General features: G+C 49.0%; 14 protein-coding genes. 2 read left to right on the plus strand and 12 right to left on the minus strand.

Annotation, left to right across the window (positions count from 1 at the left end; translation table 11 throughout):
• Positions 1–307: 307 nt before the first annotated feature.
• The gene (locus ACUN27_RS35415) at positions 308–4858 is read left to right on the plus strand and encodes a glutamate synthase-related protein (RefSeq protein ID WP_445560503.1); all 4551 of its coding nucleotides are present in this window, start codon (positions 308–310) and stop codon (positions 4856–4858) included.
• A 121-nt stretch (positions 4859–4979) separates the two neighbouring features.
• On the plus strand, positions 4980–5105 hold the full coding sequence (locus tag ACUN27_RS35420) for a DUF6254 family protein (RefSeq protein ID WP_220138883.1): 126 nt from the start codon (positions 4980–4982) through the stop codon (positions 5103–5105).
• 468 nt (positions 5106–5573) lie between these two features.
• Here ACUN27_RS35420 and ACUN27_RS35425 read toward each other — a convergent pair whose 3' ends face one another.
• The 12 genes from ACUN27_RS35425 to ACUN27_RS35480 all read right to left on the minus strand — a co-directional run bounded on the left by ACUN27_RS35425 (position 5574) and on the right by ACUN27_RS35480 (position 17518).
• Positions 5574–5729, minus strand: coding sequence for a hypothetical protein (locus ACUN27_RS35425; protein ID WP_445560504.1), 156 nt, complete (start codon positions 5727–5729; stop codon positions 5574–5576).
• Positions 5730–5840: 111 nt separating this feature from the next.
• Entirely contained in the window at positions 5841–8252 is a 2412-nt protein-coding gene (gene helD, locus ACUN27_RS35430) for an RNA polymerase recycling motor HelD (protein WP_445560505.1), read from the minus strand.
• Between the two features lie 220 nt (positions 8253–8472).
• The gene (locus ACUN27_RS35435; protein WP_326063284.1) at positions 8473–9354 is read right to left on the minus strand and encodes a DinB family protein; all 882 of its coding nucleotides are present in this window, start codon (positions 9352–9354) and stop codon (positions 8473–8475) included.
• A gap of 4 nt (positions 9355–9358) precedes the next feature.
• A complete protein-coding gene (locus tag ACUN27_RS35440; protein WP_315955116.1) occupies positions 9359–10021 on the minus strand; it encodes a bifunctional 2-keto-4-hydroxyglutarate aldolase/2-keto-3-deoxy-6-phosphogluconate aldolase in 663 nt (220 codons plus the stop codon).
• A gap of 32 nt (positions 10022–10053) precedes the next feature.
• Positions 10054–11031 carry a sugar kinase gene (locus ACUN27_RS35445; protein ID WP_315954910.1) on the minus strand — a complete coding sequence of 326 codons (978 nt, stop codon included), beginning with the start codon at positions 11029–11031 and terminating at the stop codon, positions 10054–10056.
• 188 nt (positions 11032–11219) lie between these two features.
• Positions 11220–12080: an inositol monophosphatase family protein gene (locus ACUN27_RS35450; protein WP_315954911.1), complete on the minus strand. Its 861-nt coding sequence runs from the start codon at positions 12078–12080 to the stop codon at positions 11220–11222.
• 219 nt (positions 12081–12299) lie between these two features.
• On the minus strand, positions 12300–13070 hold the full coding sequence (gene fabI, locus ACUN27_RS35455; RefSeq protein WP_127455090.1) for an enoyl-ACP reductase FabI: 771 nt from the start codon (positions 13068–13070) through the stop codon (positions 12300–12302).
• A gap of 101 nt (positions 13071–13171) precedes the next feature.
• Positions 13172–14128 carry a UV DNA damage repair endonuclease UvsE gene (gene uvsE / locus ACUN27_RS35460; RefSeq protein ID WP_315954912.1) on the minus strand — a complete coding sequence of 319 codons (957 nt, stop codon included), beginning with the start codon at positions 14126–14128 and terminating at the stop codon, positions 13172–13174.
• Between the two features lie 83 nt (positions 14129–14211).
• Positions 14212–14511, minus strand: coding sequence for a hypothetical protein (locus tag ACUN27_RS35465; protein ID WP_445560506.1), 300 nt, complete (start codon positions 14509–14511; stop codon positions 14212–14214).
• A 473-nt stretch (positions 14512–14984) separates the two neighbouring features.
• Positions 14985–15302 carry a hypothetical protein gene (locus ACUN27_RS35470; RefSeq protein WP_157323415.1) on the minus strand — a complete coding sequence of 106 codons (318 nt, stop codon included), beginning with the start codon at positions 15300–15302 and terminating at the stop codon, positions 14985–14987.
• A gap of 6 nt (positions 15303–15308) precedes the next feature.
• Positions 15309–16454 (minus strand): D-alanine--D-alanine ligase, encoded by a 1146-nt coding sequence (locus ACUN27_RS35475; protein ID WP_315954914.1) that lies wholly within the window; start codon positions 16452–16454, stop codon positions 15309–15311.
• 44 nt (positions 16455–16498) lie between these two features.
• Positions 16499–17518, minus strand: coding sequence for an amidase domain-containing protein (locus ACUN27_RS35480; protein ID WP_445560507.1), 1020 nt, complete (start codon positions 17516–17518; stop codon positions 16499–16501).
• Positions 17519–17558 lie beyond the last annotated feature (40 nt).

Consider the following 17558-nt stretch of genomic DNA (forward strand, 5'->3'; position numbering starts at 1 on the left):
GCAGTATTTTCCTAGAAAGTTAGGGCATGATTTACAAATTCACGTTCGTTTTTTGTGTGTGATGCCTTACTTTATGACGGGTCGATTCTTGACTGATTTCAAGGGAGCCATTTCCTCGAAATTGGCATGCTATTCAGTTAAATTGCATTTTTATTCAAAATCTCGCATATTTCGTTTTTGATCGGTTTCCGGTCATCCATTGAAAATGCTAAGAGTTGCGGGCTCATTAATGCCAAAATGCAAGCAAAGTAGTGAAAGAGGAGTTAAATATATAGGGGAGGTGACGGTCAGGCGACTGACCTGAGCAATGAATGAAATTATGCGTAATGAAGGCCGTTTTCAAGATCTACTAGGAACCGAACATGACAGCTGCGGTATTATTTGTATTATTGAAAAGAACGGTCATCCTACCCGTGAAAACATCCAAAAAACGATTGATGCCCTTGTAAAAATGGAACATCGCTCAGGATTTATTAACGGTGAAGGCGACGGTTGCGGTATTTTAACTGACATTCCACGCGCTCTTTGGGAAAAGAAATTAACAGATGCGGGTCTAGACGGCAAACTTGCTTATGATAACCGTTTTTCTGTTGGACATATCTTTGTTCCGCGCAAACTTGACCTGACCGTTACCGAGATTCAGAATGGCATCCGTGAGCTATTTGCTTCCCACGATGTGTCCATCATTCTCGAGCAAGAAAACCAAGTAGATAGCAACGTTCTTGGACCTAACGGATTAAACGATGAGCCTACATTCTGGCAAATCGCTGCAATCAGCAACAAAACAGAAGGTCAAGTGGCAGATCACCTTTTTGAACTGCATATCGCGATTGAAGACCGCTACAACGTTCACGTTGCAACATTAAGCAATGTAACTTCCGCTTACAAAGTGTTGGGCGCAGCAAGCATTCTTCCGAAATATTTTAACGACACACGTGATCCGCTTTTCGCTTCCCAAGTTACAATTGGTCATAACCGTTATTCCACGAACACACTGTCCAGCTTCTTCCGCGTTCAACCATTCTCCCTATTGGGGCATAATGGTGAAATTAACACCGTTAAGAAACTTCGTCTTGAAGCAGATATGGTTGGCGTTCCGCTCGTTAGCGGTGGTTCCGACTCCCAAGACATGAACAGAACGATTGAAACGTTCATTCACCGCTTTGGATTATCACTTTTCGAAGCCATGGAAATGGTTTTCCCTCCTATTATTAATGAAATGAAACAATTCCGTCCGGAACTTCAAGATCTTTATGTTTACTTCCGTCAAGTTTGGGGCCACTTCGCTCAAGGTCCTGCAGGTATCGTTTCCCGTTACGGCAACGAATGTATTTTCAGCGTGGATGCGCTTGGTTTACGTCCTGTTTGGATGGTTGAAAGCGAATCTTCCCTGTACTTCTCCTCGGAGCAAGGCGTTATCACGGTTGGCGACATGGTTGCTGATCCGAAGCCTATCGCGCCAGGTGAGAAAGTCGGCGTTGTGCTTACACCAGGTGAACATGTTCAAATCATTCCTTACCATGAAGTACAGTCCCTTGTCTATGAACGTGCAAGCAAACGTTTGAACATTAACGGACTTCGTAAATATCTGAACCCTGCCAAAACAGACACTCAAGCCGAGCTCAACGAAAATGTTGTAGCAACGGATCAATTGTACAGTGCGTTTGGTTGGGATCGCGACGGTATTTCTTATATCGAAACAATGTCCGAAACTGGCGCTGAGCCAATCCGCTCCCTAGGCCACGATTCCCCTCATGCTGCTATTGCATGGGAACGTCAAAACGTGCCTGACTTCATTAAAGAGAGCGTTGCAGTTGTTACGAACCCGGCGATTGACCGTGACCGTGAAATGGAGCATTTCTCGACTCGTGTGATTGCAGGTTCGCGTACACCGGTTTACTCTCAGGTTGATAGCAATCTTCGCCTTGAGCTTCTAGCTCCGCTTGTACTCGAAGGTACGAACGGTGTAGATAGCGAAGAGCATCTGTCTCAACCTTCCTATGAGCAATTGGTTGCTTTGTTCCGTGCACAAGGTGAAAATGCTGTAGCCGTGCTTTCCACGACTTTTGCAAGAGGAACATCTCTTGGAGCTGGTTTGGATGCTTTGGCTGCTGACGCTATTGCTGCTGCTCGCGCTGGCGCTGCACTTATTATTCTTGACGATTCAGAAGCTCACCAAAACGATCGTTTGTGGCTTGAGCCTCACTTAGCTGTATCCAAAATCGATATCGCACTTCGTGCAGAAAAACTTACTTTCGGCGACAACCTGCGCCGTCACGTGACATTGGTGCTTCGTTCCGCAGCGATTCGTAACCTGCATGATATCGCGGTAGCTTGTGGTCTTGGTGCCGACGTGATCTCACCTTACCTGTTGTTCTCCACTGCTTCTGATAAAGAAGGCAACGCGGCAGCAGCACGTAAAGTTTATGGAGCTCTTACGAAAGGTCTGGAAAAAGTGATCTCCACGATCGGAACGCATGAGCTTCGCGGTTATACACGTTTCTTCTCCTCCATCGGCTTCCACCCGGAAGTGGCTGAGGTGCTTGATATCGTGAATTACCTGGGTAGTGAAAAAGGCGGAACTGGCTTTGCACAGCTCGAAGCTGAAGCAGAAGCTCGTTACAACGATTTCACCAATCCGAAAGCAAAAGCGGCGAAAAACTTCCGTTTCTTCCAACGTATGTGGAAAGCGCTAGGCGATGCTGCATCAGGAGCCGCTTCTTACGGCGACTACCGCGACAAACTGCGCGAAGAAGAGAAGAAGAACCCGATCTCCATTCGTCACATTGCTGGATTCAATGTCGAGAAATCACTTGGAGAAGGCCGCAAAGCGCTTGATCCATCGAAGGTTGATATCTCCATTGGCGGTCATTCCTTGCCGATGCTGATTTCCTCCATGTCCTTCGGTTCACAGAACGAAACAGCTTTCCGTGCCTACGCTGAAGCCGGCGAACGCCTGAACATGGTAACCATGAACGGCGAGGGCGGAGAAATTAAAGATATGCTTGGCCGCTACAAAAAAACGCGCGGTGCACAAGTGGCATCCGGACGTTTCGGAGTTAACGTTGAACTGGCTAACGCGGTTGCATTCCTTGAGATCAAAATCGGTCAAGGTGCTAAACCGGGTGAAGGCGGTCACTTGCCGGGCTCCAAAGTTACAGCCAAAATCGCTGCAGCTCGTAATGCAACAATCGGCTCTGACCTCATCTCCCCTTCGAATAACCATGATATTTATTCGATCGAAGATTTGGCTCAAATCATTTCCGAGTTGAAAGAAGCTAGCGGTCGCAAAGCGAAAATTATTGTAAAAATCCCAGTCGTACCAGGTATCGGTACAATTGCGGTGGGTGTTGCCAAAGCAGGCGCTGACGTTATTACCCTTTCCGGTTTTGACGGTGGTACAGGTGCGGCTCGTATTCACTCCTTGACACACGTTGGTCTTCCTACAGAAATCGGTACTAAACTTGCACACGTGGCTTTGATTGAAGCAGGTCTTCGTCACCGCGTAGAGCTGTGGTCCGATGGTGGTCTGAAATCAGGCGCTGACGTTGTTAAAATGGTTATGCTCGGTGCTAACCGTGCCGGATTTGGTAGTATCGCAATGCAATCGATCGGGTGTACAACATGCCGCGGCTGTCACTTAGACACTTGTCACGTTGGTATCGCAACGCAAATCGATTCCATGGAAGAAGCTGAGGAAAAAGGTCTTCGCCGTTTCGTTCCTCGTCAATTTGACGTAGCTGTTGACAGCTTGGTTCGTCTGTTTGGCGGTATTGGCGAAGAAGTACGTGAAGTTGTTGCTTCCCTCGGGTTCACTAGCTTGCAAGACCTGGTAGGCCGTTCTGACCTGCTCGAGCAAATCAGCCACTTGGATCGCATTGATCTGTCTGACATTCTTCGTCCTGCTCCGCTTCAGTTCGTTTCTGATGCAGAAAGAGCTATGGAAGAAGCAGCAGTATCCTCTGATATCCGTATCGCGGCTGGTGCAGAAGGTCTGGAATTCTTCCCTGAATCCTTGGCGTTTGACGCTCCAATCGTTCGCAACTGGTCCAAAGTGGATGCTGAGTCCCGTATTCTCGGAACTCGTTATTCCAGCCATCGCGTAAGAGACCGTTTCGACGGCAGCTACGATGAACTGCCAGCTATCGCTCTGAACCTCGTTGACGGTTCGGTTCCAGGTAACGGCTTAGGTGCCTTCAATGCCCGCGGCGTTGACATTACCGTTCAAGGTGGTGCCGAGGATGGTCTGGGTAAAATGGCGTTCGGTGGTAAAGTAGCCATCGTGAAGTCACTTGGCAAAAACAACACGTTCATCAACGGTAGCGTTGGTAAATCGTTCGGTTACGGTGCACAAAAAGGTTTGTTCTTGATTCAAGGCAGCGCAGATACACGTGCTTGTATCCGTTTCTCCGGTGCAGACGTTGTATTCGGCGGCGAAATCACGACACCTCTACGAGATGAGCTCGGCGGACTTGCTGCTCGTGCGAACCTCAAAGGCTTTGCGTTCGAATACATGACAAACGGCCGTGCCGTTGTTATGGGAGATCCGGGTCCATGGATTTGTGCAGGGATGACAGGTGGAGTAATCTACCAACGTCTCGTACCGGAAATGGGTCTAGACCAAGCAGCTATCGAACGTCGTATTGCCAAAGGCGCAAAAGTTAAAATTGAGCCAGTTGGCGTACAAAGCATCAAAGATCTCACTGAATTGCTTACAGCTTACCGTACAGAGCTTGCTAACTCCGGTCAAACGGATGCCGCAGCCAAAATCGACAGTCTGCTAAGCAATCTTGAAGCAAACTTCATCCGTATCTCCCCGGTCAACATGCAAGCTGACCAATCCGTTGCTACGGAATAGATAAATAAAAGCTCCACAGGACCTTCGAGGTCTTGTGGAGCTTTTTTCTGTATAAAAGAACCGTACAATTCACACGTTATAAGTGCAACACCCATCCGCATACCATAGGAGGTTTTTTGCTATGAGCCAATCGAAACGCCGCGAAGAAGCTGCATGGAAAAGCCGCAAACAAGCTAGACATCCACATGGTAAGGTGAAGTCTCTGGCCGAATTCGCCAGTGAGTACGACGCGGAACGCAGCAAGTAACGCAAGCCCCCTCCAACGTCCAAAGAGGGACCAACTCAAAGCAACCCGGTTACCGCGCATCCTAAAATGTGCGGTACCGGGTTCTTTGAGTTTGCTGGCTCGCGGCTCGTGGTGGCTATTGGCGTTACCCCTTTTCTTCGCTCAGGGAGCACCACAGTTCTACTCACAATCTTAAGGGCCGCTATAAACACTATCCCTCTCACTCAGGAGCTCACCAAGTCAACTCACAACCTGAAATGCAACTATAGACACTATCCCCCTCACTCAGGGGCACACCAACTCATCTCACAACCTGAAACGCATCTATAGACACTATCCCTCTCACTCAGGGGCACACCAACTCATCTCACAACCTGAAACGCATCTATAGACACTATCCCTCTCACTCAGGAACGCACCAACTCATCTCACAACCTGAAACCCATCTATAAACACTATCCCTCTCACTCAGGAGATTCTAAGCCTATCTCAGACATGATCACAGTTGTTATGCATGATAATCATAATCTTCTGATTCTTGGGGATAGTGCCCATAGTAACTTCCCGGTTCAACGTGCAGCCTAAGATGCCCGGTACCGGGTTCGTTGAGTTTGCTGATTCGCGGTTGACGGTGGCTATTGGCATTATCCCTTTCGCTCAGGAGCTTCTAAGCCTATCTCAGACATGCTCACAGTTGTTATGCACGATAATCATAATCTCCTGTCACTAGGGGATAGTGCCGATAGTACCTCCATCCTAACTAAGAACATCCTCGGCGTTGTCCGTGAGCACATAAGTACCCTGCGGCTGGCTCGTGATGAAATGAGACGGTTCCCCAAGCGTGAAGATACACAACTCGTGCATAGCCCGGGTGCAAGCCGTGTAAAACAGCTTGCGCTCATTCTCATGGCCGTACTGATGATGGGAACCATCATAAAGGAGTACGGCATCGAATTCGACCCCCTTCGCCAGATACGAAGGGATGACGAGCACGCCCGACTCGAACGTCGGGCTGTGTTTGGTGACACGCCCCAGCGGAGCCTGCAGCAGGGGCGTAAGGGCTTGATGCGCGAGCTCAGCCTCGCTCGCGGTCTTGGTAATGATCGCGATGGAGGCATAGCCCTCATCCAGCAGCCGCGCCACTTCGGCTGCCAGCAGGCTATGCAGCGATCCGCGATCGCTGGTCTGGATCACCCGCGGCTTACCTCCCGCGCGGGTAAAGGGCTCTATGGCATCGCCGTCAGGCACGATGCCGCGGGTGAACTCCACGATCTCGCGCGTGGAGCGATAGCTGCGGAACAAACGGATGACTTCCGTTTGTTCCGGCCCGTACAGAGCGGCGATCGGATCGATTTCGCTGTACGCGGAAGCGTGCGAATAGATCGCCTGGCTCAAATCGCCGAGCGCTGTCATGCGGCAGCGCGGGAAAAGCCGTTTCAGGTAAGCCAGCTGAAACGGAGAATAATCCTGCGCCTCGTCGATAATGACGTGGCGCACAGCGCTGTTCGTCTGGAAGCCGCAGACAGCTTCCATCAAGTACAAGAACGGCGTTGCGTCCTCGTAAGGCAGCCTGGCTTGTGCCAGCTCCTCCAGCGTCCGCCCGCAGATTTCGGACCAATAGCGCGGCTTCTCGGCTATCAGTTCCCTTTTATCCGTTGCCGCTCTTTCTCTAAACAACTGCCCGTAAAGACCAATCATATCAACAAATTTAAGCTGCTTCACCGCGCTTCGAACAGGCTTTAGATGCTCTTTCAGCACGGTTCGACCAAGCAGATGCCGTTCTTGATCATAATCGTCGAAAGAGGAATCGCGTCCCCCCTCCATTTTGCGCAGCCTAATATAAGCACGATGGTACTCATCACTGCTGAGGAGCTCAATCTCCTCATCAACCCAAGCTTCCTCGATTTCAACTTCTGCAAAGAGCTCCAGCTGCTCCAATAGCCATTCTTTCATCAGCTCCAAACGGTTAGGAAGCCGTATTGCGGAATCATAACTGTAAAAACGTTCCACCAAACGAGCCGCGCTAAGCACCTCTTTGTCGCGAAACTTAATAGGGTTAAATAACATTCCCATTTGCTCTAGCTGCTTCTTATAAGCCTCTATTATGGCAAGAAAAGCAGTTGAAGATTTATAATAAATTCCGCTCAAACGAGCTTCATAGGTTTCTTCCATCACTGGCGTTTGCTCAGACCCATGGTCAAGACCGCCCCTTGTCAATACATACTCCAATTGTGTAAAAGAGTCCTCCACCTCAAACATCTCGCCTAAACGATGCTCCAAATAAGCTTGGTAGGTCGTTTGCTGCATATTTTCTTCGCCTAGCTCCGGCAGCACCGTGGACACATAATGATTAAATAGCGGATTTGGCGAAAACAAAACCATCTGATCCGAACTCAGCTTATCTCGGTGCTTATATAGGAGGTACGCGACTCTTTGCAACGCGGCTGACGTTTTACCGCTTCCTGCGGCCCCCTGTACGATAAGCATTTGGGCGCTGTCATTGCGGATGATGCGATTTTGCTCTTTTTGAATCGTTGCCACGATTGTCTTCATTTGCGCATCCGAACTCCGGCTGAGTACTTGCTTCAGCAGTTCATCGCCGATGGTCACGCCGGTATCGAACATAAGATGGATATGCCGGTCACGAATGACAAATTGACGCTTCAAAACCATTTGACCCTCTACCGTACCATTCGGAGTAGCAAATGCGACTTCTCCCGGCGCAAAATCGTAATACAAGCTGGAGATGGGAGCCCTCCAATCGTAGATAAGATACTGACCTGCTTCCTCATCCAGAAAAGACGCAATGCCCAGATATACAGCCTCTTCTTCCCGCTCACCGCGTTCAATGAAATCGATCCGGCCAAAATAAGGCGACTGGACGAGCCTTCTCAGCTTGCCTAAAGTTTTGGATGCCTGTCGGTGCGTTCGTTCCCGCTCGGAAAGCACCTCGGATTGTTGCCTCATGCTGGCGATGGATTCTACCGCATCTTCCGCTGTACTCATATCCATCGTGACTTCGTCCCAATAATGTTTACGAATCTCAACTACATCAGATTGAACTAGACCGACCTGCTCTTCCAATTCCGTGATTTTGACCGCTATCTTCTCTGTTACTTCCTGCACTCTTTGCTTTTCTGCTGCTCTTGCTTGATCTGTCAGACTCATCCCAACGCCTCTTTTCTTACCATTTTATTAGGATTTGACATGGAGGTTGTTTTGGTGCTATAATTAGATTAGGATAAAAATGTTTATAATTCAAAATATTTGAATCATTCTTTATTTTAACAAGTTACGTTTCAAAAATCAATAAAAACCCCAGGTCATTGACCTGGGGTTTTCTGGCATTCTTTTTTACTTCAGTCTCTAGCCTCGGACTCCCGGACTGTCAGCAATCATGCAGATCACGAATTTCATTCACAGCTCGGATATGATGCTTTGCGTGGCCTGCCATCATTTTCAGCAACAGTGCTACAGACTCTTTACGTTCTTTCGTGGTGACCGTTCTCTCAAGCGCATTGGGTAAATGCTCGCACAGTCCAAGAATGTGCTGCCTCATAGCCCGAAACAGCTGAACTTCAGCGTGAATCGACCGATTCCGATAATCCAATCCTATGCTCCAATCATCCTGTGAAAAGCTGTTGCCTTGATAGGCACGCCCCGGCTCCGCCAAAGCGAATTTCACTTTGTGCAGCGTAACCAGCTCTAAGTCGATCAGATGTAGGACTTGCTGGCGAATGGACCATTTGCCCGGGGCTTGCGATCTGTTCAACTGCTCCTCCGTCAATCCCGCTATTGCGCTTTCCAATTCATCAGCACCCGCTGCATACATCTCTACAATCTCAGCATGGGTAGCCGGCAGTTCCTCCCAATACACAAATGTATATCCATCGACGTCTGGCACAAAGAGTTTGCGAATATGGCCTGGATTCTCTTCTTTTCGCAGTTCCTTACAACCTTTAGCTTGGAGACTAGCCTCCACAGCATTCACCGAAGCTACGCCGACGTAGATGAGATCTCCCTTCTTGGGAGAAGCGTATTTGTTTTGCAGCCAGCCTGCTGCCAGCTCAGTCTGTGCTTCCGTTAGCAGCTGAGCAGACAGTGTTTGCTGAATCAATACAGCATCATAGTCTGACGTGATTCGCAGCAATGCAACTGGACCGGAAGCCGCTCTTTCGAGCAGCTCCCAGCCCAGTTGTTGCGTATAAAAGACAATCGATGCCTGAAGATCATCTACCTGCAAAAGCAGCTTCGCCCCGTTGTCTGCCATCGTTCTACTTCTTGGCCGCTCGATAGGCCTCGATGTATTGTGCAGCCCGCTTAGCCACCAGGCTGTAATTGCCTGTTTTGACCGCTTCGCTGGTCAAATCGGAACCGATGCCGACTGCGACCGCGCCGGCCTGAATCCATTCGCCGAGGTTGCTCAGCGAGACCCCGCCCGTTGGCATAATGTTCGCCTGCGGCAGCGGTCCTTTAATGGCCTTAATCATCGCCGGCGAGTAGAGATTGCCGGGGAATAGCTTCACGATATCGACGCCAAGCTCCAGCGCCGTCTGAATCTCTTGAATCGTCATGCAGCCCGGCATGACGGGTACACGGTAACGGTTGCAGAGTGCAACCGTGTTCGGGTTAAGCGATGGGCCGACAACGAACTCGGCCCCGCTCAGGATCGCTGCACGCGCTGTCTCCGGGTCTAGGGCTGTGCCCACCCCGATAATCGCGTATTTGGAAGCGTCCTGCGTAGTGCTCGAGTAGCGCTTCGCCAGCTCCTCGATTGCGCGCAGCGCGAACGGCACCGTCATCGTGACTTCGATGACTTTAATGCCTCCTGCAATGGCTTGATCCGCCATTTCAACAACTTCTTCCGGCGTCTCTCCACGCAGAACGGCAACGACGCCTTCACTTGATATTTGCTGAACAAGTTTCAATTTTTTCAATGGAATCTTCCCCTTCTTATGCAAGCATGAAATTAGCGTTCTATATGTTTAACATCGTTAAGAATAGCGTCTACTTGCTCCCAAGTCGGAGCGCCTTCCCAGTCTCCTTCGGTTTGAACAATCAAGGAGCCCACCAGATTGCCGATACGCACCGCTTCCGCATAATCGTACTCTTTGGACAAGCCTACCAAAAATCCCGCACAAAAGCCATCGCCTGCGCCAACCGTATCCACCACTTGCTCCGCTTTGAAATAAGGAACCGCTGTGATCGAATCTTTGGTTACGACATAGGTTTCGTTCTCTCCGCCTTTGACGATGGAAACAGCGGACAATTCACGCAGCTTGCCCACAATGACATCCCAATCCTCCGTCTGGTAGAGCAGCTTCAGCTCATCAAGGCCAGGCAGGAAAATATCCGACAGCTTGGCAAGCTCAAGAAGCACGGGGCGCGCTTCGTCAATCCCCCAAAGCTTCAACCGCAGGTTGGGGTCGAAGCTAACTTTGACGCCATGTTTGCGGGCCAATCGAACCGCTTCAAACGCAGCCTCTTTGCAAGACTCGCTGAGTGCCGGTGTAATACCCGTGATATGAAGGATTTTCGCCCCAGCAATGTAGCCTTCATCCAAATGCTTAGCGCTCATTTGGCTTGCCGCTGAGTTTTTGCGATAGTAGTAGACGGACGTTTTGCCCATGATCATTTCGCGCATCATAAGCCCGGTCGGCGCTTCTGCCGTCAGTTCTGCACGGGAAACATCGACACCTTCACCGCGAATTTTTTTGTAAATCAAACGGCCCATCGGGTCTTTGCCCAGACGTCCAAACCAGCCTACTTTGCCTCCAAGGCGGGATACTCCGATTGCCACGTTGCTTTCCGCACCGCCAAACAAGCTATGCAGTTCAGACGAGTACTCCAATCCTTTGCCGTTGGAAGGCATCAATAGCGCCATTGTTTCGCCAAAGGTAATAATGTCAGGTCCGGTAACCGCTTGCGATTGTGAATTCGTCGTCATATAAGTTCTCCATCCATTTCCTGATCGTTAGTTGAAACGTTTAAATAATGCATATATCTCATATTATAGTGTATAACTACCGTTTGTACCAGATAGTAAGATTAGAATCTGACAAGTTCCACCCTAGCTTGAAGCTGTAGAAAAAACCCAAGACTTATGTCTCAGGTTTCTTCTGCCTCATATGACCACTAAAATCCGGTAGCTTCGGCTTTAACCAACTCTTGCCGCAGCTCATCATGAATCTGGCCGTTGGTAGCTAGTATGTTGCGAACCGCCAAATTGTAAGGTCTGCCTTCGGTATCTGTCACCTTGCCGCCCGACTCTTGGATCAGCAACGCGCCCGCTGCAATATCCCAAGCATTCAAACCAATTTCCCAGAAGCCGCTAAGGCGTCCTGAGGCTACATAAGCCAAGTGAAGCGCCGCGGAGCCTGCGATCCGGAGGTTGCGCACTTTGGGAGATAAAGCTTGAATACCTTTCAGGTTAATCGGTAATGCGCCATTGCGATCTGCCGGAAGACCTGTTGCAACCAGACTGCTGGACAGCTGTCCATCGAGCGATACGATTGTCTTTTTGCCGTGCATATAAGCACCTTTCCCCTTCTCGGCAACGAACAGTTCGTCACGAGACGGGTCATACACGACACCGACAATAATCTCACCCTTGTGTGCGAGTGCAATTGAAACAGAGAAGAACGGGAACCCGTGAACAAAGTTCGTCGTACCATCAATGGGATCTACGATCCATAAGTATTCTTCCTCGCTCATGGCTTGAAGTGCTTTGGCCGATGCTTCCGGACCAGGCTCCACGCCTTCTTCACCGAGAATGGAATGATCCGGGAAATGCGTCATGATCAAGTTGCGAATAAGCTTTTCAGACCCTTTATCCACTTCGGTCACCAGGTCCTGAGAAGAAAATTTCGTATCAATACGGCTGATATCGCCCACTTTGCTCTTGATCCATTGCCCAGCCTTGGCTGCCGTATTGATAGCCACTGCCGTAAAACTCTTACTGCCGATGACGAACGGCTCCGCCTCACCATTTACCACTTATATCAACTCTTTCTTTTTTATTTATTTAGATTTAGAAGTAAGTTAAGTATAGTAAATTATACGTTTTAAATACTAGTGCGTTTCATCCCAAAATATTCGTACATTTATACATTTATTAATAAATAAAGGAGATTTTCAGACATTTTACAAATAAAAAAACCATACTGCCATCTAGGCAATACGGTTTCTTGATCGTATTTAGACATTATAATAGCTTTAAATTCCAACGATATGATAACCACCGTCAACGTAAATCACTTCACCCGTGATGCCTCGGGACAGGTTGCTCATCAAGAACATCGCTGTATCTCCGACTTCTGCTGTTTCCGTCGTTTTGCGCAGCGGAGCTTTCTCTTCTACTTGACGCAGGATCGAGTTGAAATCTTTGATGCCTTTGGCAGCCAAGGTACGAATCGGACCAGCAGAAATACCGTTCACGCGAATGCCGAATTGACCGAGGTCAGCCGCCAGATAGCGCACGGAAGCTTCCAATGCCGCTTTGGCAACGCCCATAACGTTGTAGTTTTTCATTGCACGCTCAGCGCCAAGGTAGGTCATTGTCATGATGCTGCCGCCTTCTGTCATTAGCGGATAAATGCGTTTGGAAACGGCAACAAGAGAATAGGCGCTGATATCATGCGCTAAGGCAAAGCCATCACGCGATGTGTCAACGAACAGTCCGTCCAATTCTTCCGTTCTTGCAAAAGCAATACTATGTACAAGGCCATGAACGACACCGAACTTCGCTTTAAGCGTATCAGCCAGCGTATCAATTTCAGCGTCTACCGTTACGTTACAAGGCATAAGCGTTGAACCTGGAATCGTGTCAGCAAGCTTGCGAACGCGTTCCTCGACACGCTCATTTTCGAACGTAAAGACCAAATTTGCTCCTTGTGCCGCTAAGGATTGAGCAATCGCCCATGCGATGCTGCGATCATTGGCAACACCCATGACAAGTATATTTTTTCCTGTTAACAGTTGACTCATGGCCGTGAAAAACCCCTCTCAACATTGGATTATGCGTCATTCATACCCAATCTCAAAAGTACCCCATTTTGCCAAACAATTCAAGAAATAAATCTGAATCGCTACAGTTGGATCGAGGCTTGATCAAGCACCACAATTCCTTCCTCGAGTTTAAAATCCTCCATCAGACGAAATAACGCTTCATCCTTCATCTTCGCTTCGATCATGATATCAAGCCTTGGGGTAACAGGGGCAATCGCACGCAGAAAAACAAGAAGCGGCCCTGCTTCCACGTAATCGGCATGGCTTCTTGGATCGGTCTCGCTTTTGGGGCTTGAGACGTGAATCTTAGGCGGGAGTCCGTTTGTCCAGGTTTGTTGAATACGCGGCCACAATTCGGCGGCATCTTCGCCCTCGTTATTCACGGCATGATGATGAACATCCAGAACCATTGGCGCTCCTACTGTTTCAGCAATTTCCAATGTTTCTAACGCATTGAATGTTTTATCGTCGTTCTCCAGGGTGATCCGCTTTTGAATCTCGGGGCGCAGCGTGGAAAAGTTTTGGATAAATCGCTTAGCCGCTTTCTTTTTATCCCCATATGAACCGCCCACATGAATGTTGCACATGGCCTCTGGACCAAGACCCATCACATTTAGCATCGCGTTATGGCGTTCCAGATCCAGGATGGACTTCTGCAGGACGTCCTCTTTTGGAGTGCTCAGGACCGTGAAGTGGTCCGGGTGAAAGCTCACACGCATGCCCGCTTGCTTGGCATAAGCACCTAGCTCCTCGAATTCCGCCGAAAGCGTCGGGATCGGGTCCCAATCCGCTAACATTTCATGCCCAATAAGGGGGATGAATCTAGATGAGAAGCGGAACACCATGATATCGTGAGCTCGGTTATGCCGCAGCAATCTCAATGTATTATGCAAGTTTTCCGCACCTAAGCGTTCCAGCTTCCGGATGGCAGCCTCCCGATCCAGCAGCTTGCTGAAGTTCGTGACTGTCATTGTTTTGGACGGTGAAGCGTTTTTGACAACCGTCGACATCGCCACATACCCAAGGCGAATAATCATGCACATGTAACCCCCAAGAAAGTTCAGGTAAAAATCCTGTGTTAGGTTACCCTTTTTCCAGTGACCACATTCATTAAACGCTGCTAGGAAAGTGCAGCAATGAGTTTAAAACCGCAATAAGCCGTTATGGCTATAGGTAATGGACTTAGCGCAAGCATGCCGAGCTTAGTGGCGCGGTCCTCTTTTCGCAAAGTTAGCAAATTGCCAAACAACCATACGAGAAGATAAAGGAGCAATGCCCCAGTCGCCATGTACTTTTGTTCAGTTGAAGAAGGAGCCATGAAACCGTAGAAGCCGAAAATCATATAAATAAGCACATAAGGCGTCGGTATGCCAAGCACGATATTAAATAACCAGTAGGCAGTAAATTTCATTGTATTCATCCCCTTGCTGTGAAGTCTACTGCTTTAATTGTAGCTCTAGCTGCTTGGGAGAATAAGTACTAATTTCTTATAGTACCTTTGCGGGAGTACGACCTGGTGGAGGGTTTGTCAAACATGCTTATATTTCGTTGCAATCTCCTGTTACACCAGTTCCGCTTGCATCCACCTCGCCGCGTTGTACTTTGTGCAACATAATGACCACAATTAGCCCTCAACCCGCCCCTACAATGTACTTTGTACAACATTACAGCCTGCAAATTACAGTTTTCAGGCAACAAGGCCAAAATGATTGCACTTTGTGCAACGAAGAGAGCGATAGCGAGCCATATTCCGCTTTCATGTTGCACAAAGTGCAATGAAGCACGACCATAAGTCCCACGAGCGTCGTCAATGAGCACCAAAATCAAAAAAAGACACCGTCCCTAACGGACGATGCCTTCCTCTTTCTCTTCCTTTTCCTCTACCGGCCACAACTAAGCTTGCTCACCAAAAAACATCTCATGAGCAAGTTTCGTCTGTACCTGCGCCTCTTCCTCCGTCAACCGACGAACGAGCTCCATCTCCACTTGCGTTACTTCTTCGCCTTGGAAATTGATTTCCGCGATAGAAGCAAGAATTTTGACGATGGCGATCGCTTGATTGTCAGGCGTGTAGGCGATGACCTTCTGTCCTGTCGGGAACACGCGGAAGCCGCTTTTCACCATTTTACCGCGGCCGTACTCCAGCAGCTCGAAGAGCTCCTGCGCGGACTTGAACTTACAGACCGAGTTAAACTCCGTTTGGAATCCCATTAGCATCTACTCCACATCAAAAGAATATTGGATACTTTGCTTCGCTGTATGCCGCTCAACCGCCAGACGAATGAGATCATCCAGCAATTCGGTATAAGGTTTGCCGGATTCCTGCCACAACAGCGGATACATGCTGTAAGGCGTGAAGCCTGGCATCGTATTGATTTCGTTGATATAGATCTTTTGATCAGCTTTGCCTAGGAAAAAGTCAACGCGGGATAAGCCGCTGCCATCAACAGCCAAGAAAGCTTGAATGGCCAGCTGTCTAACTTGCTCAGCTGTTTCGGCCGGAAGATCTGCCGGGATGACCATAGCGGATTTACCGTCGATGTATTTGGCTTTGTAGTCGTAAAATTCGTTCGAGGAAACAATTTCACCGACAACAGACGCTTGAGGTTCATCATTCCCAAGAACCGCTACTTCAATCTCGCGGGCATCAATATTTTCTTCAATAATGACTTTGCGATCATATTGGAAGGCGAAACTAACCGCCTTAATTAACTCCTCTTGATTTCTCGCTTTGGAAATACCGACGCTGGAGCCCAAATTAGCCGGTTTCACGAAGCATGGATAACCAATCGCAGTTTCCAGTTCAATGAGATGATACGCGCGGTTCTTCTCCCACTCCGTCCGTGTAAAGTGACGGAAAATACACTGCGGAAGTCCTTCTTGCGCAAAAACTTTCTTCATCATGACTTTATCCATACCGACTGCGGAAGCAAGCACGCCTGCTCCTACGTAAGGAATATTCGCCATTTCCAATAAACCTTGAATCGTCCCGTCCTCACCAAATGTACCGTGTAAAAGCGGGAAAACAACATCTATGCCAGCGTCCTTCGTACCAGCTGCTGCGGCGGAAGAGATAGCTACATCGCCCTTCGCGTTAACAGCCCCGAATATAGGTGCAAGGGCATTAGAAGCAGGTGCATTCGCGGAGTCTCCGCTGCTAAAGGTCAATGCCTCTTTCGATGCAACGGGTGCCAAGAGAGGCGCGCCGCTTTTCCACTCCCCTTTTTTGGAGATGTAAAACGGTACCACTTCATATTTGGTGAAGTCTACGGCTTTCATAACGGCCATGGCAGTTTGCAAGGAAACGTCATGCTCTCCCGATTTCCCCCCATAAATTAGTCCAACTCTTATTTTGCCGCTCATTGCGTACCTCCGTCTAGTCGTTCTATTCCTTCAAAATATTACGTTCACATTTCATCTGCAACCCGAACGAAGAAGTATTTGGTCCGCTCCGTCCATGCTGGCGAATCTTTATAAGCCCAATAACGATTGCGGCTATTATACGTGTGTGCATTGACAAGTGGCATGCCATTCGCATCTTTGCCCGTCACAATAACATTATGCTGAAACCGGCCATCGCCGTCCCAGTCATAGCAAATCGTGTCCCCAGGCTGCAGTTCGCGCGGGTCATGAACCTCATGACCGTGCAGGCCCCTGCGGCTATGCGCCAAAAAAGATTGCAGGCTATTGGCAACCGCCCAACTGAAGCTCCACAACTCTTGGTTGCCCCTTTTGCCAGCGTACCACCAGCCCAAATCCCTTTTCCCAGTATAGTCCATTGGAGCCCCACCTGCAAAGAGGCATTGCGACACATAATTGGTGCAATCCACTTCGAATTGCTCATATTTCGGGTTCGGCGTCTGCCACCACGTTTCCGCATATTGGACGGCTTTGTCGCGGTTATAAATGATTTTGCGCGGAACGAATTCCTGGGCTCCGCTGTTGAGTATACTATGGTTGATATACGGGAGTGACGGTGCTCTGCGAAGGCCTTCCACAAAATCCGCCTGCTCAGAGAAAAAGACGCTCCGCGGCTTGTTCGGAAGCGATTGTTCTCCCTGTAGGGACTCTGTACTTCTGACTTGCCAACGATTGGCTGCACTGTCAATCACAACTCGCTCCGGCTCAATGCGCTCCTCCATGTGGTCGATTGAACCGATGCGATAGTGGATAAACCGGTGCAACACGATATCGGCAATAACGCCATGCGCCGATTCTCTAACGCCGGTAAGGCGCAGCTTCGTTTCCCCTCGCTGCAGCTTGGCATCGCGATCGCGAAAACTTTCCAGGAGCCTGCGAACCCTGACCTCCTGCTTACGTACATAAGCGCTGTCTGACAAATAGGCTTGGAGCGGTGCTGCGGAGCCTTCGAGCTCTGACTGATTTTTAGCATGGACGTAATTGTAGAGCGCTGTTTTCCAGGACATCGGGGTTACCCTCCTAAAAAGTTTTGGCAGGAAAGTTGTG

The sequence above is a fragment of the Paenibacillus sp. WC2504 genome (assembly GCF_052682475.1).